The sequence below is a fragment of the Streptomyces sp. NPDC041940 genome (assembly GCF_055589465.1).
Genome location: NZ_JBVJBP010000002.1, coordinates 236,769 through 258,299, shown reverse-complemented (window position 1 = coordinate 258,299; position 21,531 = coordinate 236,769). Strand labels below are relative to the sequence as shown.

Annotated in this window: 18 protein-coding genes; 10 read left to right on the top strand and 8 right to left on the bottom strand. The window is 71.9% G+C overall.

Annotation, left to right across the window (positions count from 1 at the left end; all coding sequences use genetic code 11):
- Positions 1-34: 34 nt before the first annotated feature.
- The 3 genes from galE (at position 35) to idi (ending at position 2,986) form a co-directional block, all read left to right on the top strand.
- Complete coding sequence (gene galE, locus ACZ6I3_RS05810; protein ID WP_469412042.1) at positions 35-1,006, top strand: UDP-glucose 4-epimerase GalE; 972 nt, start codon at positions 35-37, stop codon at positions 1,004-1,006.
- Between the two features lie 156 nt (positions 1,007-1,162).
- Entirely contained in the window at positions 1,163-2,101 is a 939-nt protein-coding gene (locus tag ACZ6I3_RS05805; RefSeq protein WP_469412039.1) for a cation diffusion facilitator family transporter, read from the top strand.
- A gap of 291 nt (positions 2,102-2,392) precedes the next feature.
- Positions 2,393-2,986: an isopentenyl-diphosphate Delta-isomerase gene (gene idi, locus ACZ6I3_RS05800; protein WP_469412037.1), complete on the top strand. Its 594-nt coding sequence runs from the start codon at positions 2,393-2,395 to the stop codon at positions 2,984-2,986.
- A gap of 31 nt (positions 2,987-3,017) precedes the next feature.
- Here the strand turns inward: idi and ACZ6I3_RS05795 are convergent, their stop codons facing one another.
- A complete protein-coding gene (locus ACZ6I3_RS05795; RefSeq protein WP_469412473.1) occupies positions 3,018-3,518 on the bottom strand; it encodes an ATP-binding protein in 501 nt (166 codons plus the stop codon).
- 218 nt (positions 3,519-3,736) lie between these two features.
- On the opposite strand from ACZ6I3_RS05795, the gene ACZ6I3_RS05790 reads away from it, so the two are divergent.
- On the top strand, positions 3,737-4,492 hold the full coding sequence (locus tag ACZ6I3_RS05790; protein ID WP_469412035.1) for an enoyl-CoA hydratase/isomerase family protein: 756 nt from the start codon (positions 3,737-3,739) through the stop codon (positions 4,490-4,492).
- Here ACZ6I3_RS05790 and ACZ6I3_RS05785 read toward each other — a convergent pair.
- Both ACZ6I3_RS05785 and ACZ6I3_RS05780 read right to left on the bottom strand, forming a co-directional pair.
- Complete coding sequence (locus tag ACZ6I3_RS05785; RefSeq protein WP_469412034.1) at positions 4,479-5,114, bottom strand: DJ-1/PfpI family protein; 636 nt, start codon at positions 5,112-5,114, stop codon at positions 4,479-4,481. The two genes, ACZ6I3_RS05790 and ACZ6I3_RS05785, sit on opposite strands and share 14 nt — an antisense overlap.
- 30 nt (positions 5,115-5,144) lie before the next feature.
- Positions 5,145-6,104, bottom strand: a complete 960-nt coding sequence (locus ACZ6I3_RS05780) for a GlxA family transcriptional regulator (protein ID WP_469412032.1) — start codon at positions 6,102-6,104, stop codon at positions 5,145-5,147.
- Positions 6,105-6,240: 136 nt separating this feature from the next.
- On the opposite strand from ACZ6I3_RS05780, the gene ACZ6I3_RS05775 reads away from it, so the two are divergent.
- The 3 genes from ACZ6I3_RS05775 (at position 6,241) to ACZ6I3_RS05765 (ending at position 9,844) form a co-directional block, all read left to right on the top strand.
- Positions 6,241-7,110: an SCO6745 family protein gene (locus ACZ6I3_RS05775; protein WP_469412030.1), complete on the top strand. Its 870-nt coding sequence runs from the start codon at positions 6,241-6,243 to the stop codon at positions 7,108-7,110.
- A gap of 81 nt (positions 7,111-7,191) precedes the next feature.
- A complete protein-coding gene (locus ACZ6I3_RS05770; RefSeq protein WP_276327110.1) occupies positions 7,192-7,323 on the top strand; it encodes an LPFR motif small protein in 132 nt (43 codons plus the stop codon).
- A gap of 106 nt (positions 7,324-7,429) precedes the next feature.
- The gene (locus ACZ6I3_RS05765) at positions 7,430-9,844 is read left to right on the top strand and encodes a Tex family protein (RefSeq protein WP_469412029.1); all 2,415 of its coding nucleotides are present in this window, start codon (positions 7,430-7,432) and stop codon (positions 9,842-9,844) included.
- A 75-nt stretch (positions 9,845-9,919) separates the two neighbouring features.
- On the opposite strand, the gene ACZ6I3_RS05760 is transcribed toward ACZ6I3_RS05765, so the two are convergent.
- Both ACZ6I3_RS05760 and ACZ6I3_RS05755 read right to left on the bottom strand, forming a co-directional pair.
- Entirely contained in the window at positions 9,920-11,560 is a 1,641-nt protein-coding gene (locus tag ACZ6I3_RS05760) for an ABC-F family ATP-binding cassette domain-containing protein (RefSeq protein WP_469412028.1), read from the bottom strand.
- A gap of 25 nt (positions 11,561-11,585) precedes the next feature.
- Positions 11,586-12,608: an oxidoreductase gene (locus ACZ6I3_RS05755; RefSeq protein WP_469412027.1), complete on the bottom strand. Its 1,023-nt coding sequence runs from the start codon at positions 12,606-12,608 to the stop codon at positions 11,586-11,588.
- Positions 12,609-12,674: 66 nt separating this feature from the next.
- Between ACZ6I3_RS05755 and ACZ6I3_RS05750 the strand changes: the two genes are divergently transcribed.
- A complete protein-coding gene (locus ACZ6I3_RS05750) occupies positions 12,675-13,649 on the top strand; it encodes an FAD-dependent oxidoreductase (protein ID WP_469412026.1) in 975 nt (324 codons plus the stop codon).
- Positions 13,650-13,788: 139 nt separating this feature from the next.
- On the opposite strand, the gene ACZ6I3_RS05745 is transcribed toward ACZ6I3_RS05750, so the two are convergent.
- The 3 genes from ACZ6I3_RS05745 to ACZ6I3_RS05735 form a co-directional block, all read right to left on the bottom strand.
- Complete coding sequence (locus tag ACZ6I3_RS05745) at positions 13,789-15,513, bottom strand: BCCT family transporter (RefSeq protein ID WP_469412025.1); 1,725 nt, start codon at positions 15,511-15,513, stop codon at positions 13,789-13,791.
- An 81-nt stretch (positions 15,514-15,594) separates the two neighbouring features.
- Positions 15,595-16,872 carry a M14 family metallopeptidase gene (locus ACZ6I3_RS05740; RefSeq protein WP_469412023.1) on the bottom strand — a complete coding sequence of 426 codons (1,278 nt, stop codon included), beginning with the start codon at positions 16,870-16,872 and terminating at the stop codon, positions 15,595-15,597.
- The gene (locus tag ACZ6I3_RS05735) at positions 16,869-18,824 is read right to left on the bottom strand and encodes a Xaa-Pro dipeptidyl-peptidase (RefSeq protein ID WP_469412021.1); all 1,956 of its coding nucleotides are present in this window, start codon (positions 18,822-18,824) and stop codon (positions 16,869-16,871) included. The genes ACZ6I3_RS05740 and ACZ6I3_RS05735 overlap by 4 nt, the downstream gene beginning before the upstream one ends.
- 199 nt (positions 18,825-19,023) lie before the next feature.
- On the opposite strand from ACZ6I3_RS05735, the gene ACZ6I3_RS05730 reads away from it, so the two are divergent.
- Both ACZ6I3_RS05730 and ACZ6I3_RS05725 read left to right on the top strand, forming a co-directional pair.
- Positions 19,024-20,547, top strand: coding sequence for a M1 family metallopeptidase (locus ACZ6I3_RS05730; protein ID WP_469412020.1), 1,524 nt, complete (start codon positions 19,024-19,026; stop codon positions 20,545-20,547).
- Between the two features lie 96 nt (positions 20,548-20,643).
- Positions 20,644-21,531, top strand: coding sequence for an arginase family protein (locus ACZ6I3_RS05725; protein WP_469412019.1), 888 nt, complete (start codon positions 20,644-20,646; stop codon positions 21,529-21,531).

Here is a 21,531-nt window from a genome sequence, read left to right as displayed (position 1 = left end):
GGGGCCCGGTCGTGGCGGCATAGGGTGGGCGACCATGACTTGGCTGATCACAGGCGGGGCCGGCTACATCGGAGCACATGTGGCGCGGGCCATGACCGAGGCCGGGGAGCGCGTCCTCGCGCTGGACGACCTCTCGGCCGGGGTGCCCGCGCGGCTCCCCGGCGACGTCCCGCTCGTGGAGGGGTCGTCGCTCGACGGTGAGCTGCTCAAACGGGTGTTCGCCGAGCACAATGTGACGGGTGTGGTGCATCTCGCGGCGCGCAAGCAGGTCGCCGAGTCCGTCGACCAGCCGACGCGGTACTACCGGGAGAACGTCGGGGGCCTGGCGACCCTGCTGGACGCGGTCGCCGGGGCCGGTATCGAGCGCTTCGTGTTCTCCTCGTCGGCGGCCGTGTACGGCGATCCGGGTGTGGACCTCATCACGGAGGACACGCCCTGCGCGCCGGTGAACCCGTACGGCGAGACGAAGCTCACCGGTGAGTGGCTGGTGCGGGCGGCGGGCCGTGCGCACGGAATCTCCACCGTATGTCTGCGGTACTTCAACGTGGCGGGCGCTGCCGCGCCGGAGCTGGCCGACACGGGTGTCTTCAACATCGTCCCGATGGTCTTCGACCGGCTGACGCGCGACGAGGCGCCGAGGATCTTCGGCGACGACTATCCGACCCCGGACGGCACCTGCGTCCGTGACTACATTCACGTCGCCGACCTGGCCGAGGCGCATCTCGCGGCGGCCCGGCGGCTCGCCGGCGGGGACGTCGCGGGCGATCTGACGGTCAACATCGGCCGCGGTGAGGGTGTCTCGGTGCGCGAACTCATCACGGTCATCGGCGAGGTCACCGGCGACCGGCGAGCACCCCTCGTCGAGGAGCGCCGCCCCGGGGACGCCCCGCGGGCGGTGGCCTCGGCGACCCGGGCGGCCGAGGAACTCGGCTGGACCGCGCGGCGCGGGGTGCGTGAGATGGCCGAGTCGGCGTGGCGCGGCTGGCTGCTGCACCACGGCTCCTGACGCCCTGAGGGCGCCCTGACCTGCACATCGTTTCCGCAGGTCAGGGCACATGACAACGGTGTTCAGTGCCGCGTTGCACATACCCCCTCCCCGTAGTTCACTGGGGTGCCCGGGCACGAGCGGACAGACATCGGGCAGACACAGGAGGCGGCTTTCATGGGGGCTGGGCACGATCACGGGCACACGCACGGGGCGCCGGCCGGAGGTACGGCGACCTCGGCATACCGCGGCAGACTGCGGATCGCGCTGGCGATCACGCTCGGCATCGTGGTGGTCCAGATCGTCGGCGGGCTGCTCGCGGACTCGCTCGCGCTCGTCGCGGACTCGGCGCACATGGCGACGGACGCGCTGGGTCTCGGCATGGCGCTGCTCGCGATCCACTTCGCGAACCGGCCGCCCAGCGACCGGGCCACGTTCGGCTACGCGCGCGCCGAGATCCTCGCGGCCCTGGCCAACTGTCTGCTGCTGCTCGGGGTCGGCGGGTACGTCGTGTACGAGTCGGTCCAGCGCTTCATCACGCCGGCGGACACCGAGGGCGGGCTCACCGTCGTGTTCGGTGTGATCGGCCTGGTCGCGAACATGGTGTCGCTGGCGCTGCTGATGCGCGGCCAGAAGGAGAGCCTGAACGTGCGCGGCGCGTTCCTGGAGGTGGCGGCGGACGCTCTGGGCTCCGTCACGGTGATCGTCTCGGCCACGGTGATCATGCTCACGGGCTGGCAGGCCGCCGACCCGATCGCCTCGCTCGTCATCGCGCTGATGATCGCGCCGCGCACCTGGAAGCTGCTGCGCGAGACGCTGGACGTCCTGCTGGAGGCGGCGCCCAAGGGTGTCGACATGGCGGAGGTACGGGCCCACATCCTGGCGACCGACGGGGTGGAGGACGTCCACGACCTGCACGCCTGGACGATCACCTCGGGCATGCCGGTGCTCTCGGCGCATGTGGTCGTCAGCCCGGAGGCGCTGAACGCGATAGGCCACGAGAAGATGCTCCACGAGTTGCAGGGCTGCCTCGGTGACCACTTCGACGTGGAGCACTGCACGTTCCAGCTGGAGCCGACCGGGCACGCGGAGCACGAGCCCCACCTCTGCCACTGAGGTGTGGCTGATGAGGTGTCCGGGGCTGGTGGGGCGCATTCCGATTTGAGTGCGCCGGGGGATGCAGCGCTACGGCGCACGCCCACGCCCTGCCCCTCCCCGCACCGGCAGGGACGATTTTCGGCCCATCGCGACGGGCACGATCTGCTCCTGGGTCCCTCTTCCGGCGTCGAGCGGCGCCGTCCGCGCTCCGCGCTGTCGCGCGGGGACATGCGGGCACGCCGCGAAGTGCCGGGAGTGCCGGATTCGTACGGCAGACTTGGGGCGCGAAGACCGATGTGAAGGATGGGTATGCCGATCACACCTGCCACCGCGACGCACAACCCGTCGAACGGCACCGCAGACGCGATTTTGCTGGAACTGGTCGACGAGGACGGCGTGACGATCGGCACCGCGGAGAAGCTCGCCGCCCATCAGCCACCCGGACAGCTGCACCGCGCGTTCTCCGTGTTCCTCTTCGACGAGTACGGCCGGCTGCTGCTCCAGCAGCGCGCGCTGGGCAAGTACCACTCCCCCGGTGTGTGGTCCAACACCTGCTGCGGCCATCCCTACCCCGGTGAGGCGCCCTTCGCGGCGGCGGCGCGGCGGACCTTCGAGGAACTCGGCGCCTCCCCGTCGCTGCTGGCCGAGGCGGGCACGGTCCGCTACAACCACCCGGACCCGGAGTCCGGTCTTGTGGAGCAGGAGTACAACCACCTCTTCGTCGGCATGGTGCAGGCCGTGCTGCGGCCGGATCCGGAGGAGGTGGCGTCGACGGCGTTCGTGACCCCGCCCGAGCTGATGGAGCGGCATGCCAAGGACACCTTCTCGTCCTGGTTCATGACGGTCCTGGACGCGGCCCGGCCGGCGATCAGGGAGCTGACGGGCACGTCGGCCGGCTGGTGACGAGGGCCCCGGCCGCAGGGCCGGGCAGACCCTAGGAGAACGGTGCGGGCTTGAGCGGCAGGGCGGCCCAGATCACCTTGCCGCCGCTCGCGGTGTATTCGACCTCACACCTGCCGCCCGCCTCCCGGGTGACCTCGCGCACCAGGAGCAGCCCGCGGCCGCCGGTCCGGCCGTGGTCGGCCTCCAGGGCGGTGGGCCGGTACGGGTGGTTGTCCTCCACGGACACGCGCAGCCACGCCGCCCCGACGGCCACCTCGACGGCGACGGTGGGCGACAGCACCGCCGCGTGCTTCACGGCGTTCGTCACCAGCTCCGAGACGATCAGCAGCAGTCCCTGGGCCAGGTCGTCAGAGACCGGCACGCCCTGACGCAGCAGCAGGTCCCGTACGGCGTGCCGCGCCTGCGGGACCGAGGCGTCGACCGCCGGCGCGGTGAACCGCCAGACCCCCTCGTACGGCAGCGGATCCGCGGGCCCGAGGGGCACCGCGCCGCCCTGTGGACGTGGGCCGGACCCACGCCCCTCGTCGTCCATCGTCCGGTCGCCACCCTCGCGCTCGATTGTCGCCACGTCTCGAGTGTTGGTAACGATGCGCTCCGCACCCCAGGGCTGAACAGAAGTCAGCAAGTATCGAGCACTTCTGACCGTTGGCGTATGACACGGTCAGTTGTGGGACTGGTCCTGTCCCTGTTGTGCCGTCTCGGCGAACTATTCGGGTTGTACGGGTTTGCCTTCCGGATAGCATCCGGCGCATGGAGCCGCAGTTGCTGTACAGCGTGACCGACTCGGTCGCGACGGTCGTCATCCGTCATCCGGAGAAGCGCAACGCCATGACGGCCGCGATGTGGCGCTCGCTGCCGCCGCTGCTGGAGGGGCTTGCCGGGGATCCGGTCGTGCGGGCGCTGGTGCTCACCGGCGAGGGCGGGACGTTCTGCGCCGGGGCCGACATCTCGACGCTCCGGGGCTCGCCGGAGGAGGCCCAGGGTCTGGCCGTGCGGGCCGAGGAGGCGCTCGCCGCGTTTCCGAAGCCGACGCTGGCCGCGGTGCGCGGACACTGCGTGGGCGGCGGGGCGCAGCTGGCGGCGGCCTGTGATCTGCGGTTCGCCGAGGAGGGCGCGCTGTTCGGTGTGACGCCCGCGAAGCTCGGCATCGTGTACCCGGCGTCCTCGACCAGGCGGCTGGTGTCCCTGGTGGGCCCGGCCACCGCCAAGTACCTGCTGTTCTCCGGTGAGCTGATCGACACGGATCGGGCGCTGCGCACCGGTCTGGCCGACGAGGTGCTGCCCGAGGGCGAACTCGGCAAGCGGGTCGCCGAGTTCACCCGGATCCTGGTGTCCCGTTCGCAGCTGACGCAGGCGGCGGCGAAGGAGTTCGCGAACGGCGGTACGGACCGCGACGCGCACTGGGCCGGTCAGGCGCGCGCCAGCGGCGACACCGCGGAGGGCGTCGCCGCGTTCCTGGAGCGCAGGCAGCCGCGGTTCGGCTGGAGCGTGCCTACGCCTGGCTGACGTCGGCGTAGGACCGGAGCCGTTCCACGACGTGCGCGGGCGCCTTCTGCGGTGATCCGGCGTCGTAGGGCGGCTGGGGGTCGTACTCGGTGAGGAGCTGGACGAACCGGGCGTGGTCGTCGCCCGCGATCCGGCCGAGCAGGGTCAGCCCCATGTCGATGCCGGAGGAGACGCCGGCCGCGGTGACGTACTTGCCGTCGGTGACGACCCGCTCCCCCGTCGGCTCGGCGCCGAAGCGCTTCAGCTCCTCCAGGGCCAGCCAGTGGGAGGTCGCGCGGCGGCCTCGGAGGAGTCCGGCGGCGGCGAGCAGCAGGGAGCCGGTGCACACGGACGTCGTCCAGGTGGTGCCCGCGTCGGCGGCGCGCAGCCAGTCCAGGACTGGCTCGTGTTCCATCTGCGTCACCTGGCCCGGTCCGCCGGGGACTACGACGATGTCCGGGTTCGGCACGTCGGCCAGGGTACGGTCGGCGGTGAGCGCGAGGTTCCCCGACTCGTTCCGTACCGGGCCGGTCCGCTCCGCCACGAACACGGTCTGCGCGTCCGGTACCCGGCCGAGGGTCTCGTACGGTCCTACGGCGTCGAGGGCGGTGAAGCCGTCGTAGAGGACGATGGCGATCTGCATGGGATGGTCCCTTCCGGTCGGGTGCGGAGCTCAGGGCGTGGTGGCGGGGCGGAAGCGGCGGCGGTACTCGGCCGGGGGCGTCCCGAGGGCCTTGCCGAAGGCCCGGCGCATGGCCTCGGGGGTGCCGTAGCCGCTGGTGCGGGAGATCTCCTCGATGCCGTCGGTGGTGTCCTCCAGGAGACGGCGGGCGTGTTCGAGGCGGACCCGGTCCACGTACCGCCCGGGCGTCATACCGGTCTCGTCCCGGAAGGCGCGGGCGAAGTGGCGGGGTGAGAGGCGGGCCCGGGCGGCGAGTGTCTCCACGGAGAGGTCGGCGTCCGGGCGTTCGTTGATGAACCGCTGGACGTCCCGGAGGGGTTCGCGGTGAGCGGTCTGGGCTTCGAGCTGGGCGCTGAACTGGGCCTGGTTCCCCGGGCGGCGCAGGAAGACCACCAGGTGGCGGGCGATGGCCAGGGCGGCGTCCCGGCCCAGGTCCTCCTCGACCAGGGCCAGGGCGAGGTCGATGCCGGCGGTGACTCCGGCCGAGGTGGCGATGTGCCCGTCGCGTACGTAGACGGGGTCGGGGTCGATCTCGACGGCCGGGTGGTCGCGGGCCAACTGGTCGCAGTACGCCCAGTGGGTCGTGGCGCGGCGGCCGTCCAGGAGCCCGGCCTCGGCGAGTACGGCCGCACCGGTGCACACGGAGACCAGACGCACGGCACGCGGCCCGTGCTCGCGCACCCAGTCGACCAGGCGCGGGTCGGGGTTCAGGGAGCCCGGGCCGCCGGGGACGAGCAGGGTGTGCGGGTCGGACGCGCCGTCCAGGGACTCGTCGGGTACGAGGGTCAGACCGCTGGAGGTCCGCACGGGCGCGCCGCCCGGGGAGGCCGTGCGGATCCGGTACGTCCCCGGGGAGAGCAGCTCCGCGCCCGCGAAGACCTCCACGGGCCCCGTGACGTCGAGACTCTGCACGCCGTCGAAGAGGACGGCGAGAACGGTGCGCTGGGCCATGCCGTTGATTCTTCGCGGGCGCGGAGTGGGGCCGCAATGACGAGTTTCCCACCTTTCCTGCCATGAGATGCCATGGGTGCGCCCTGGGTCGGTGCGGCCATGGAGTGCATACCAAGCGGTTGGTAACCTGCCGGGCATGACGACTGCCGCCCTTGAGCCGCTCGCCGGCCGCCGCTGCCAGAACGTGCTCAACTCCCTGCACGCGACGCACTACTTCTCGCCGGATCTGGGACGGGAGGTGGGCGCTGCCGGGATCACCCATCCCCACGCCGTGAACTTCGCCGTGCGGGCCGCCGCCCTCGGACCGGTCGGGCCCGGTGCGGTGACGGCGGCCTTCTACAACTACAAGTACGAGCTGGTGGCCCGGCATGTGCCGGCGGTGTGGGAGAGCGCCGCACCCGGCCAGGTGCTGGCGGCACGCGCGCGTGCGGTCGACGCGACCCTGCGCCGGCTGCTGGGCGAAGAGGCCCTGGCGTCGGCGGAGATGGCCGAGGCCGCGCGGCTCGCGCTGCGCGCCACGGAGGCCTGTTCGCGCGGCGCGCGGCCGCTGTACGCCGCCCATGCCGACCTGCCTGTCCCCGAGGAGCCGCACCTCGCGTACTGGCACGCGGCGACCCTGCTGCGCGAGCACCGGGGCGACGGGCACCTGGCCGCCCTGATGGCCGCGGGCCTGGACGGCCTCGAGGCGATGGTGACCCACACGGCGACGGGCAAGGGCATGGCGCCGAAGTGGGTGTTCACCACCCGGGGCTGGAGCCAGGAGGACTGGGACGCGGCGACGGACCGGCTGCGTGAGCGCGGGCTGCTGGACGCGGCCGGCGAGCTCTCCGAGCGGGGCGTCGCCCTGCGCGAGGAGATCGAGCGGGAGACGGACCGGCTCGACCGGGCCCCGTACGAGCACCTGGGCCCGGAGGGCGTGGCCCGGCTGACCGAGCTGGGCGCCGGTTTCGCGCAGGCCGCGTTCGTGGCCGGGGCCTTTCCGGCGGATCTGATCGGCAAGGGCTGAGGATGTGACGCATGGTGAGGCGCTGGTGAGGTACCCGGCCTCTCCCGATCGGTGCGGTCGGGAGAGGAAAGGGGAAACACCGTGTTCCGTGCTATCGCAGACGTGCTGCGCCAGATCGGCGGCGCCATCGCCACCGTCGTGACCCTGCCCTTCCGGGCCCTGGCCCGGCTCTTCGGCGGGGCCTCGTCCGCCACCCGCAGCCGCAGGGCCTGACCCAGGGCCGGCGGCGACCTGCCGGGGGTACCGCCCTGGACCCCGAGTGTCGGTGTCACCTGCCACAATTGCCGCGCAACCTCAGTGGAGAAGGCGGTACGGGATCGTGACGACACCCGGGTCCAACGGGTCCATCAACGCAGGGACCATCGAAGGCAGGATCGCCGAGGAGCTCGGCGTACGGGAGCGGCAGGTCAGGGCCGCCGTGGAACTGCTCGACGGCGGTTCTACGGTGCCCTTCATCGCTCGCTACCGCAAGGAAGCGACCGAGATGCTCGACGACGCGCAGCTGCGCACCGTCGAGGAGCGGCTGCGCTATCTGCGGGAGCTGGAGGAGCGGCGGGCGGCGATCCTGGAGTCGGTGCGCGAGCAGGGCAAGCTCACCGAGGAGCTGGAGGCACGCATCCGGGGCGCCGAGACGAAGGCGCGCCTGGAGGACGTCTACCTCCCGTACAAGCCCAAGCGGCGCACCAAGGCGCAGATCGCCCGCGAGGCGGGTCTCGAACCGCTGGCGGAGGGGCTGCTCGGTGACCCGGGTGTCGAGCCCCTCGCCGCGGCGGCCGCGTTCGTCGACGCGGACAAGGGCGTGGCCGATCCGCAGGCCGCCCTCGACGGCGCCCGGGCGATCCTCACCGAGCGGTTCTCGGAGGACGCCGACCTGATCGGCGAGCTGCGCGAGCGCATGTGGGTGCGCGGGCGGCTCGCTGCCAAGGTGCGGGACGGCAAGGAGGAGGCGGGCGCGAAGTTCGCCGACTACTTCGACTTCGCCGAGCCGTTCACCGAACTCCCCTCGCACCGCGTGCTGGCCATGCTGCGCGGCGAGAAGGAGGAGGTGCTCGAGCTCGCTCTGGAGCCCGAGGAGGCCACTGACGGCCCCTCTTCGTACGAGGGCATCATCGCGAACCGGTTCGCGATCGCCGACCGGGGCCGCCCCGGGGACAAGTGGCTGAAGGACACGGTCCGCTGGGCCTGGCGCACCCGCGTCCTCGTGCACCTCGGCATCGACCTGCGGCTGCGGCTGCGCACGGCCGCCGAGGACGAGGCGGTGCGGGTCTTCGCGGCCAACCTGCGTGACCTGCTGCTCGCGGCCCCGGCGGGCACGCGCGCGACGCTCGGCCTGGACCCCGGCTTCCGTACGGGTGTGAAGGTCGCCGTCGTGGACGCGACCGGCAAGGTCGTCGCCACGGACGTCATCTATCCGCACGTCCCGGCCAACCGGTGGGACGAGGCCGTCGCCAAGCTGGCCCGGCTCGCGAAGGAGCACGCGGTCGAGCTGGTCGCCATCGGCAACGGCACGGCGTCCCGCGAGACCGACAAGCTCGCCGGGGAGCTGATCACCAAGCACCCGGAGCTGAAGCTCACGAAGGTGATGGTGTCCGAGGCCGGCGCCTCCGTGTACTCGGCGTCCGCCTTCGCCTCGCAGGAGCTGCCCGACATGGACGTGTCGCTGCGCGGCGCCGTGTCGATCGCGCGCCGGCTGCAGGACCCGCTGGCCGAGCTGGTGAAGATCGACCCGAAGTCCATCGGTGTCGGCCAGTACCAGCACGACCTGTCCGAGCTGAAGCTGTCGCGTTCGCTGGACGCGGTGGTGGAGGACTGTGTGAACGGCGTGGGCGTGGACGTCAACACGGCGTCGGCCCCGCTGCTCGCCCGGGTCTCCGGCATCACCTCCGGGCTCGCCGAGAACATCGTGGCGCACCGGGACAGCAACGGGCCGTTCACGTCCCGGGGCGGGCTGAAGAAGGTGGCGCGGCTCGGTCCCAAGGCGTACGAGCAGTGTGCGGGCTTCCTGCGGATCCGCGGCGGTGACGACCCGCTGGACTCGTCCAGCGTGCACCCGGAGGCCTACCCGGTCGTGCGGCGCATGGTGAAGACCAGCGGCCAGGAGGTCGCCGCGCTCATCGGCAACACCGGTGCGCTGCGCTCGCTGAAGCCGCAGGACTTCGTGGACGAGACGTTCGGTCTGCCGACCGTCACCGACATCCTGAAGGAGCTGGAGAAGCCGGGCCGCGACCCGCGTCCGGGCTTCAGGACGGCCTCCTTCCAGGACGGCGTGGAGAAGATCGCCGACCTGTCGGCCGGGATGGTCCTGGAGGGCGTCGTGACGAACGTCGCCGCCTTCGGGGCGTTCGTCGACGTCGGCGTGCACCAGGACGGCCTGGTGCACGTCTCGGCGATGTCGAAGACGTTCGTCAAGGACCCGCGGGACGTGGTGAAGCCCGGGGACATCGTCAAGGTGAAGGTCCTCGACGTGGACATCCCGCGCAAGCGGATCTCGCTGACGCTGCGGCTGGACGACGAGGCGGCGGCCTCCCAGGGCCAGGGCGGCGGTTCCGGTGAGCGCCGGCAGCGAGGCGGGCGTCCGCCGCAGCAGCGGCAGGGCGGGCGTGGTGGTGGCGGCGGCCGTAGCAGCGGTGGCGGTGGCGGTGGCTCGCGTCAGGCGCCGCCGCCCGCCAACAGCGCGATGGCCGACGCGTTGCGCCGTGCGGGCCTGGCCGATCCGAAGAACGGTCGTCGCTGACGGCTTCGCCGGGAGGCCGTGGGGAGCTGCGGGGCCGTTGTGGCTGGTCGCGCAGCTCCCCGCACCCCTGCCCCGTCAGCGCTCGGTCACCTTGCCGTCCGCGACCTCCAGGCGGCGCGTCACATGGACCGCGTCCAGCATGCGGCGGTCGTGCGTGACCAGCAGGAGCGTGCCCTCGTAGGCGTCGAGGGCCGACTCCAGCTGCTCGATGGCGGGCAGGTCGAGATGGTTGGTCGGCTCGTCGAGGACCAGGAGGTTGACGCCCCGGCCCTGAAGCAGGGCCAGGGCGGCCCTCGTGCGCTCGCCCGGGGAGAGGGTCGCCGCGGGGCGCAGGACGTGTTCCGACTTGAGGCCGAACTTGGCCAGGAGGGTGCGGATCTCGGCCGGTTCGGTGTCGGGAACGTCTGCGCGGAAGGCGTCGAGCAGGGCTTCCTGGCCGTGGAAGAGCTTCCGGGCCTGGTCGACCTCGCCGAGCAGCACACCCGAGCCGAGCGCGGCATGTCCGGCGTCGAGCGGGACACGGCCGAGCAGGGCGGCGAGCAGTGTGGACTTGCCGGCGCCGTTCGCGCCGGTCACCGCCACCCGGTCCGCCCAGTCGATCTGGAGGGACACCGGGCCGAGGACGAAACCGCCGCGGCGCACCTCGGCGTCCCGCAGGGTCGCGACGACGGCGCCCGAGCGCGGGGCCGACGCGATCTCCATCCGCAGTTCCCACTCCTTGCGCGGCTCCTCGACGACGTCCAGCCGCTCGATCATGCGCTGGGTCTGGCGGGCCTTCGCGGCCTGCTTCTCGCTGGCCTCGCTGCGGAACTTGCGGCCGATCTTGTCGTTGTCGCTGCCCGCCTTGCGGCGCGCGTTCTTCACGCCCTTGTCCATCCAGGACCGCTGCGTCTGAGCGCGGTCCTGGAGGGCCGCCTTCTTGTCGGCGTACTCCTCGAACTCGTCGCGGGCGTGCCGGCGGGCCACGTCCCGCTCCTCGAGGTAGGCCTCGTAGCCGCCGCCGTAGAGGTTGATCTGCCCTTGGGCGAGGTCGAGTTCGAGGACCTTGGTGACGGTGCGGGTGAGGAACTCGCGGTCGTGGCTGACGACGACCGTGCCGGCGCGCAGGCCGCTCACGAAGCGTTCGAGGCGTTCCAGGCCGTCCAGGTCGAGGTCGTTGGTGGGCTCGTCGAGGAGGAAGACGTCGTAGCGGGAGAGGAGCAGGGAGGCGAGGCCGGCGCGGGCCGCCTGGCCGCCGGACAGGGACGTCATGGGCTGGTCCAGGTCGATCGCGAGGCCCAGTGAGTCGGCGACCTCCTCGGCGCGTTCGTCGAGGTCGGCGCCGCCGAGGCCGAGCCAGCGCTCCAGGCTGGTGGCGTAGGCGTCGTCGGCGCCCGGGGCGCCGTCGACCAGGGCCTGGGTCGCCTCGTCCATGGTCCGCTGCGCCTCGGCGACGCCGGTGCGGCGGGCCAGGAACGCCCGGACGGTCTCTCCGGGCCGGCGCTCCGGCTCCTGTGGAAGGTGTCCGACGGTGGCGGTCGGCGGGGACAGGCGCAGTTCGCCCTGCTCGGGTGCGGTGAGTCCGGCGAGCATCCTGAGCAGGGTGGACTTGCCGGCGCCGTTGGCTCCGACCAGGCCGATCACATCGCCGGGCGCGACGACGAGGTCGAGCCCGGTGAACAGGGAGCGGTCGCCGTGGCCGGCGGCGAGGTTCTTGGCGACGAGGGTGGCAGTCATCAGGTCGCTGATTTTAATGGGCCGCTCAGTGGGTCACCGCCGTCACCAGGACCCTTCCGGAGGTGCGCGCCACGACGTAGGACCGGCCCTTCACCGCCCTGGCGTCGAGGGAGACGCGGTGACGGCCGGGTTCGAGGACGCCGTCGAAGACCTCGTGGGTGTGGGTGCGGGAGAGCCGGTCGAGGCGGTACGCGGTGAGGGTGACCCGGCAGGCGGAGGTGACCTCGATGTCGGCCCCGCCGTCGGTGGCGGTCAGGCCGGTGAGGCGGTGCTGTGCCACCGGGCCCTGGTCCAGGGCGTGTTCGATCTGGGCGACGAGCAGGGGGACGATCGGGGCGAGGCCGTCGACGTAGACGACGGGGACCTCGGCCTCCTCGAAGGCGCGGCGGACCGCGGCACGGTCCCGCTCGCCGGTCGCGCGGCCGAAGGCGACGGCGCCGTAGCCGCGCAGTTCGTCGGCGGGCACTCCGTCGGCGTCGTGGGCGATGTCCGCGCCGACGCCGATGGTCCGTAACGCCGCGGCGAGCTTGGCCAGGACGGCGACACGGGCGCCGATCAGCAGGACGCGGCGGCGGGTGTCGGGGGCGGAGCCGTTCAGCAGGGCGCTCAGGGCCGTCCGGTACTCGGCGCCGCGGAAGCGGAACGGGCCGATACCGTGGTAGCCGTTGAGGTCGAGGTCGGCGTGTTCGTCGGTCTGCCAGGCGAAGTCCCGCCAGATGAAGTCCTCGTCGTCCCGCCGGATGACCGCGGTGACGGCTCCGCAGGCCAGGTCCTCGCACTCGGGGCAGCCGTAGACGACGTAGCGGCCGCCGGGCAGGGGTGCCGGGCTCTCCAGGAGCAGGCTGCGGACCTGCGCGGTGAAGATCGCGGGCGGGATGTCGGAGGCGAGCGGGGAGACCGCGTCGAGGTCGGAGAGCCGGAACAGCAGCGGGCGTCCGTCGACGATGAAGTCCACGAAGTCCCGGTGGACCTGGTAACCACCGTCGTGGAGAACTCCGCCGGCCCGCATCGCGGGTGCCAGGCCGAAGGTCGCGTATTCGGCACACATGCTGTGAGTATCCCCATACTGCGCGTGATGTGAGCACGGCATGACACATTCCGCTACGGTCCCGGCATGGCGGGCGAGGGAAGTGACGAGATCCTGGTGGTCGGTGGCGGGGTCGTCGGGCTGACGACCGCGGTGGTGCTGGCCGAACGCGGGCGTCGGGTGCGGGTGTGGACGCGGGACGCCGTGGAGGCGACCACCTCAGCGGTCGCGGGGGCGCTGTGGTGGCCGTACCGGATCGAGCCCCTCGCGCTCGCGCGTGCGTGGGCGCTGCGGTCGCTGGAGATCTACGAGGAGCTGGCGGCGCGGCCCCGACCGACCGGCGTACGCGTGGTCGAAGGGGTACTGGGCGAGACCCGTCTCGACGAGGTCGACGGGTGGCTGGCGGGGCGGGTGCCGGGGCTGCGGCCTGCCACGGCCGGGGAGTACGCGGGGACGGGTGTCCGGGCACGGCTGCCGCTGATCGACATGCCGGCTCATCTGCCGTGGCTGCGGGAGCGGTTCGTGACGGCCGGCGGGGTGGTCGAGGCTCGTACGGTGTCCTCGTTCGCGGAGGCCGACGCGCCGGTCGTGGTCAACTGCACGGGGCTGGGGGCGCGTGAGCTGGTGCCGGATCCGTCCGTGCGGCCCGTGCGCGGGCAGCTGGTGGTCGTGGAGAACCCCGGGATCGACACCTTCCTCGTCACCACCGACGCGGCCGGGGACTACGCGTACATGTTTCCGCAGCCGGGCGGGCTCGTCCTCGGCGGTACGGCGGAGGAGGACGCGTGGTCGCCGGAGCCCGATCCCGCGACGGCCGAGGCGATCGTCCGCCGCTGCGCGGCGCTGCGGCCGGAGATCGCCGCCGCCCGCGTCCTGGAACACCGGGTCGGGCTGCGCCCCGCTCGCCCCGCGGTCCGGCTGGACCGTGACGCCCTGCCGGACGGCCGGCTCCTGGTGCACAACTACGGCCACGGCGGCGCGGGCGTCACGGTGGCATGGGGGTGCGCGGAGGAGGCGGCGCGGCTGGTGTGCGACGGAGGGGACGGGCCGCAGCCCGGCTGACCGCCCTACGGCCGGGGCGAAGGCAGCCGGGGAGCCCGAAGCACCCCGGCCGGCAAAGGCGGATGCCCCCGCCGGAGGCATCGGAGCCGTCGGGCTCCGACGCCCCGGCCGGGGGCATCCGGCAGGGCGGTCGATCGGGTCAGTGCTTGCCGATGGGGTCGCCCTCGACGTCCGGGCCGACGCCCGGGCCGACGCGGAACTCGAAGTCGCCGTCGTACTTCTCGTGGCCCGCCATGACGGCCATCTCGATGGCCTCGGAACCCATCTGCTCACGCACGATCACCGGGTCACGGCGCAAATCGCGCATGAGGGCGACGCACATGAAGGTCATCACGACGACGAACGGCGCCGCCGCGAGGATGGTGAGGTTCTGCAAGCCTGTCAGCGCGTCGCCCGAGCCGCTGCCGACGAGGAGCATGATCGCGGCCACCGCACCGGTGACGACGCCCCAGAACACCACCACGAGGCGGCCGGGTTCGAGCGCGCCCTTCTGCGAGAGCGTGCCCATGACGATCGACGCCGCGTCGGCACCCGAGACGAAGAAGATGCCGACGAGGACCATCACCAGCAGGCTGGTGGCGGTGGCGATGGGGAACTGCTGCAGCACGTCGAAGAGCTGGCCCTCGGGGGTCGCCTCCTTGCCGAGCCTCCCCTCCTCCTGCATCTTCATCGCCGAGCCGCCGAAGATCGCGAACCAGACCAGGCTGACCGTGCTGGGCACGAGGATGACGCCGCCGATGAACTGGCGGATGGTCCGGCCCCGGCTGATGCGGGCGATGAACATGCCGACGAACGGCGTCCAGGAGATCCACCACGCCCAGTAGAAGACGGTCCAGCTGCCCAGCCAGTCCGCGACGCCCTCCCCGCCGCTGGCCTCCGTACGGCCGGCCAGCTGGGGCAGGTCGCCGAGGTAGGCGAAGACCGACGTCGGCAGCAGGTCGAGGACGATGATGGTCGGGCCCGCCACGAACACGAACAGGGCGAGGACCAGCGCCAGCACCATGTTGGTGTTGGACAGCCACTGGATGCCCTTCTCCACACCGGAGATCGCGGACGCGACGAAGGCCAGGGTCAGCACCGCGATGATCGCGACGAGCAGCCCGGTGCTCACCTTGTCCATCCAGCCCAGCTCCTGTACACCGGAGCCGATCTGGAGCGCGCCGAGCCCCAGTGAGGCGGCGGAGCCGAAGATGGTCGCGACGATCGCGAGGATGTCGATGACCCGGCCGGCGGTGCCGTTGGCGTGCTTCTTGCCGATGAGCGGGGTGAAGACGGCGCTGATGGTCTGGCGGCGCCGCCTGCGGAAGGTGCTGTAGGCGATGGCGAGGCCCACCACGGCGTAGATCGCCCAGGGATGGAGCGTCCAGTGGAACAGGGTGGTGGCCATGGCCGTCTCCATGCGTTCACCGGAGTCGGCCGGGTTCGTGCCCGGCGGGGCCGTCGAGTAGTGCGACAGCGGTTCGCTCACGCCGTAGAACATCAGGCCGATGCCCATGCCCGCGCTGAACATCATCGCGACCCAGGACACGGTGCGGAACTCGGGCTCCTCACCCTCCGCACCGAGGTGGATACGGCCGTAACGGCTGATCGCGAGCCAGAGGGCGAACACGACGAAGCCGGAGGCGGCGAGCATGAACGCCCAGCCGCCGTTGTGCATCAGCCCGCTGAGCATGCTGGTGGAGACGGATTCGAGCGAGTCGGTCGCCGTGGCCCCCCAGATCACGAAGGCGAGGGTGAGCGCCGCCGTGACACCGAACACGATCCGGTCGGTCTGGGGCCCCGCCTGACCGGGGAGACCGGCTTCCGAACCCGGCAGCGCGCCTCCCCCATGGGGATCGTTCTCGCTTGGTCGGTCGTGTGTCACAGGCGGCACCTTTCATTGAACGTAGGAGGAAGGTAAATCCTCCGTAACGCCCCTACCACGTGTGGCGCAATTACACCCCTCTCAACATTGCGTTTCGGACTCGGTCTCGGTCAGGTGGTACGTGGCTCGCCCGTCGAGCAGCAGCGGGACGAGCGCCCGCAGGGGCTGACGCAGGGGTACGAGCACGCCCTCGGCGTCCCGTCGTACGCGCACACCGTGCAGCGCGAGCTCGTCGCCGACCTCGGCGTACTGCTCCGCGGTGAGCCGGTAGCCGCAGGGCGGGTTCTGGATCACCTCGGCGGGTTCGGGCGTGTCGTTGTCGGCGCCGCCGACGTAGACCGGGCCGGTGTCCCGGTAGCCGGCGAGCCGGGCCTGGGCCGTCGTCGCCTCGATCCGGCCCCGGCGCTGGTCGGTGTACCCGAACAGGCCCTTGAGCGCATCCAGCTGGGAGGTGACCCGGCGCCGGTTGTTCAGTGCCTCGTCCGCCTTCTCCGCTTCGGTGAGCGGGTCCACACGGCTCTCGATGAGCAGTCCGACCGAGTGCTTTATACCGGACATATTGCGCAGAATGCGCTCCTGCCCGTCTCCGGCGACCTGTTTGACCGGTTCGCCGGTTTCGGGGTCGGTCCAGATGCCGTAGGTGCCGGTCGAGTGGCCGGCCCGCCGCGCCGCGGGGCGGACGTAGGCCTCGGAGAGGGTCTTCGCCTCGTCGTGGACCGCGTCGTGGGTGTTGAGGTTGCGCGGCCACAGGTCGAAGAGGGCTTTGTCGTAGTACTGGGGTGTCGCTCCGTATTCGTGCAGGTCGTAGATGATGTCGGGGCGCTGGTCGCGGATGAGCGCGGCCAGGGCGCGGCCCTCGGCGGTCTTGAGGGCGAGGTGGTCGCGGTTGATGTCGACGCCGTCGCTGTTGCCGCGCGTGTTCGCGGCCCGGCCGTCGGGGTTGGCGGTGGGCACGACGAGGACGGTGGTGCGATCCAGGAAGCGCCGGGTGCGACTGTCGCGGGCGTGGGCGAGGTCGCGGACGGTGGTGAGGCAGGCTTCGCGGCCGGAGGGTTCGTCGCCGTGCTGGCTGCACACGAGGAGCACCTTGTTCGGGCTCGGGCGGTTGCCGATCCGCACGAGCTGGAGCGGTCGGTCCTGCTTCGTCGTACCGAAGCGGGTCAGGGAGACCCGGCTGCTCGAGCGGTCGACGGCCCTGAGGAACTCCTGCTCCTCGGGCTGGGTGGTCCAGCGGGCTCCGTCGGTCCGCTCGAAGCCGGTGCGCGGCGGGGAGCCGGTGGCCGTGGCCGTCTGGGCGGGGACGGCGACCAGGGACGCGGCGAGGGCGGCGGTCAGGGTCAGGGCGCGGACGCGGTTCACTGGGTTCCCTCCGGGACGCGGTGGGTGGTGCGCGGTTCCCGTACGCCGTCCAGGAGCGCGGCGACGGGCGCGGTGAGCGCGGAACCCGCGGTGGCGCGGGCGAAGGCGGCGGGTCCGCCGACGAACGGCACGTCGGCCGAGGTGCGGGAGAGGTCGAGCGAGAGCTTCGGCGTGTCGGCGGGAGGGTCGATGAGGCCCTGGTCGGTGCCCGCGACGATCAGCGCCAGGCGGTGGCCCTTCGGGACGACATGGTCGGTCGCCGCCAGGTCGAGGGTGATCGTGTACCGCTTGCCGGGGGTGAGCGGGGAGCCCTTGTCGTCCGAGGCGTGGTTGCCGAGGTCGGCCCAGCCGCGGCTGACGACCGTGTAGTCGACGTCGGCGGTCTTGGCCTTCGCCTCCTTGAAGCAGGAGCTGTCGCCGGTGGTGCTCGCGCCCCAGCAGGTGCGGTTCGGGAGGGTGGTGACGCCCTCGCCGGCGTCGGCGTAGTCGCGGATGGTGTCGGGGCCTACGTCCACGAGGACGGCGGAGAGATGGGCCGTCGGGGTGGAGGGCGTCGCGGTGACCGTGACCTCGGAGGAGCCGGACAGGCGCAGGCTCCGGGTGAGCGGCCCGGTGACGAAACCGGCCTTCTCCGGTGTCGACTTGTCGATCCGGGCGGCCCAGTCGGTCTCACTCAGCTTCGGGTCGTCGGTGAAGGTCTCGGTGCCGTGGCCGCGGTCAAGCCCGAGGGTGCCGACGCCGGGCTGCGTTCCCCGGTCGGGGCGCAGGGTGGTGGCCCGGGTGCCGGTCGGCGGCCAGACCTTGGAGGTGCTCCACTGGTCGGGCCGGCGTTCGATGTCGGCCATGGGCTCGCGGTCGATGCCGTTGTCGTAGCCCATGAGTTCGTGGTCGAACCAGCGGTGCAGGGTGTCGACCCAGGTGGCGCGGCGGAAGTCGAAGGGGTCGACGTGGCCGGTCTGGGAGAGCCAGATCTTGCGCTCGACGCCGTGCTTCGCGAGGGCGTCCCACCACTGGCCCACGTGCTTCATGCGCACGTTGAGGTCCTGCGTGCCGTGGATCAGGAAGACGCTGGCCCTGACCTTCTTCGCGGCCTTCACGTAGTCGCGCTCGGTCCACAGCGGGGTCCGGTCACCGGTGCGCGGGGCGCCGTCGACGAGCTTCTGCTGGACGGCGGCGCACTTCTCGCGGGCGTCGGGGCTGTTGACGTAGTCGGACAGCCACTCGGGGCCGGAGTCGTAGAGCGGGGCGCCCTGCTGGAAGTAGTAGTCGTACCAGGAGGAGATGGCGCTGATCGGGACGATGGTCTTCAGGCCCTTGACGCCGGTGGCCGCGACGCCGTTGGCGATGGTGCCGTCCCAGCTCTTGCCGATCATGCCGGTGCGGCCGTTGGTCCAGGCGGCCTTGGCGCGGGTGGTGCCGGTGCGGGTCGTGTAGGCCTTGGCGCGGCCGTTCAGCCAGTCGACGACGGCCTTCGCCGACTGGATGTCGGAGCGGCCGCCGACGTCGTCGCAGCCGTCGGAGCGGTTGGTTCCGGCCAGGTCGACGCCGACGAAGCCGTAGCCGCGGGGCACGAAGTAGTTGTCGTAGTACAGCGGCATCTGGACGACGTCGCCGTTCGCGTCGTACGTCTTGCGCTGGCTCTCGTTGCCTCGCCCGCAGCAGGAGTAGTACGGGCTGGCGTCCATGATGACGGGGATCTTGCGGCCCTGACGGGCGGGTTCGCGGGGGCGGACGATGTCGACGGCGACCCGGTCGGCCTTCCCGTCGCCGTCTCCGTCGAGTCCGGTGTCCACCCAGACGGCCTCACGGACGGCCTTCTCGTACGAGTAGACGGGTTCGCTCCCGCGCGGCGTGGCCTGCGCCGCGGCCGGGGTGAGCAGGGTGGCCAAGAGGGCGGCCGTGGCCGCCGTCGCGAGCGGTCTCCAGGTCGTGAAGCGCGTGCGTTTCGGCATGCGCCGGACGCTACATCGGTGAACTCCTGTTCAGAAGAGGGCAGCTGACGGACCGGCGTGTCCCGGAGGGGCCCGCGGGGCGGGTGTCGCATGTCGGCCGAATGGCGATCGTGTGACAGCAGGGGCCATGGACATGACCACGGGCACAAGGATCAATAGGCTCCGAACAGACTTCGGGACCTACGACTTGGAGCCTTGCGTGCACCGCAGAATCATCGCGCCGGGAGCCCTGGCAGCGGCCGTTCTCCTGCTGGCGATCCCGGCATCGGCCGCGCCCCACTCCCCCGGCGCGCCGGGTATCGGCGACCCCTACTACCCGGCCTACGGGAACGGCGGCTACGACGTCTCCCACTACGACCTCCGGCTGAAGTACCAGCCGGCCACGGACGAACTGGAGGGCACGGCGACCCTCGTGGCCCGTACCACGCAGGAGCTGTCGAGCTTCAACCTGGACTTCCTGCTGGACGTCGGCGAGGTGCGCGTCAACGGCGCGAAGGCCTCGTTCAGGACGTCGGGCGAGCACGAACTGGAGATCACGCCGAAGACACCGCTGGCCAAGGGCACGTCCGTCACGGTCGTCGTCCGCTACCGCGGGGTGCCGTCGTCGAAGCAGGCCTACGGTTTCACCAGCTGGCACCGCACTCCGGACGGCGGTGTCGCGGCGAACGAGCCCGAGGCCGCGGCGTGGTGGTTCCCGGGCAACGACCACCCGCTCGACAAGGCCACCTACGACGTGTCCGTGCTGGTCCCGGACGGCACCCAGGCCATCTCCAACGGCACGCTCCAGTCGACGAGTTCACGCCTCGGCTGGACCCGTTGGAACTGGCGCTCGAACAAGCCGCAGGCCACGTACCTCGCCACGCTCGCGGTCGGGAAGTTCGACATCACGACGAGCACGACCGAGAGCGGCATTCCGGTCCTCAACGCCTACAGCAAGGACCTGGGCGACCACGCCGGCGCGGCACGGGCGAGCATCGAACGGACCGGGGAGATCGCGGACTGGCTGTCCGGGTACTTCGGGCCGTATCCCTACAACGCGCTCGGCGGCTACGTTCCGAACACCACCACGGGCTATGCGCTGGAGACGCAGACCCGCCCGTACTACAGCCCGCGGCAGTTCGCGAACGGGTCGAACGTGTCCCTCGTCGTCCATGAGATCGCCCACCAGTGGTACGGGGACGACGTGTCCCTCAAGCGCTGGAAGGACATCTGGATCAACGAGGGGTTCGCGCGCTACGCGCAGTGGCTGTGGTCCGAGCACGAGGGCGAGGGCACGGCGCAGGAACTCGCCGACTACGTGTACGCCTCGCATCCGGCGGACGACTCGTTCTGGACGGTGAAACCCGGCGACCCGGGTCCGGAGAACCAGTTCGACGCGGCGGTCTACGACCGGGGCGCGCTGGCCGTCCAGGCGCTGCGCAACGAGATCGGCGACGAGGCGTTCTTCGCGATCCTCCAGGGCTGGCCGCGGAAGTACGCCCATGGCAACGCGTCGGTCGCCGACTTCCGGCGCTACGCCGAGGAGGTGTCCGGGAAGCCGCTGGCCGCGTTGTTCGACACGTGGCTGTTCGAGGCGTCCAAGCCGGCGTCGGCGGCGGCCAGGACCGCGTCCGTCGCGAAGGCCGGCGGGGCGGTGTCGCAGCCGAGGTCGTGGAAGAAGATCGCCACGACGAACGGGGCGCACGAGCACGCGCGGCACGGGAGCGAGGAGCACAAGCACTGACGCGCCTGTTCCCGCACGGCGGTCTACGGTGGGCCCATGCGCGTCCGGCGCATGGGCCCGGGCGACGCGTAGACCGGCGGGTGAAGGGAGCCGGGCGTGCGGGACGCGGCGATCATCGAGGCACCGTCCGTGCTGGGGCTGCGGCCTACCGGGGTCGAGGAACTGCCGGAGGCGCTGCTCCGGGCCGGGCTGGCCGAGGGCCTGGGCGCGGTGCGGGCGGGCCGGGTGGAGCCGCCGGCGTACGACCCGGAGCGGGATCCGGACAGCGGGGTGCTCAACCCGGGCGGTATCGCCGGGTACTCCGTCGCGCTGGCCGATGCCGTCGGCCGTGTCCTGGACACCGGCCGGTTCCCTGTGGTGCTGGGCGGCGACTGCAGCGTGCTGCTGGGCAACCTGCTCGCGCTGCGCCGCCGGGACCGGCACGGGCTGCTCTTCCTCGACGGGCACACCGACTTCTACCAGCCGTCGGCGGAACCGGCCGGTGAGGCGGCCTCCATGGAACTCGCCCTGGCCACCGGGCGCGGCCCGCGCGTCCTGGCCGACCTGGAGGGCTTGGGCCCCCTCGTGCGGGACGAGGACGTCGTCGCCCTGGGGTTCCGGGACACGGAGGAGTCCGCGTCCTACGGCATGCAGCCGCTGCCGACCGCGCTGCACGCGATGGATCTCGACACCGTGCGTGCCCTGGGGGCGGCCGAGGCGGCCCGGCACGCGGTCGGGCTGCTGACCGGCGACGGCGCGGGCGCCGGGTACTGGATCCATCTCGACGTCGACGTACTGGACGACGCGGCCATGCCCGCCGTCGACTACCGGCTCCCGGGCGGCCTGACCTGGCAGGAACTGGAGACCGTCCTGCGCACGGCACTGTCCGACGGCGAAGCCGTGGGCCTCGACGTCGCGATCTTCAACCCCCGGCTGGATCCGGACGGCTCGATCGCGGGCCGTCTGACCGAGTGCCTGCTGCGGGGCTTCGACGGGCAGGGCTGA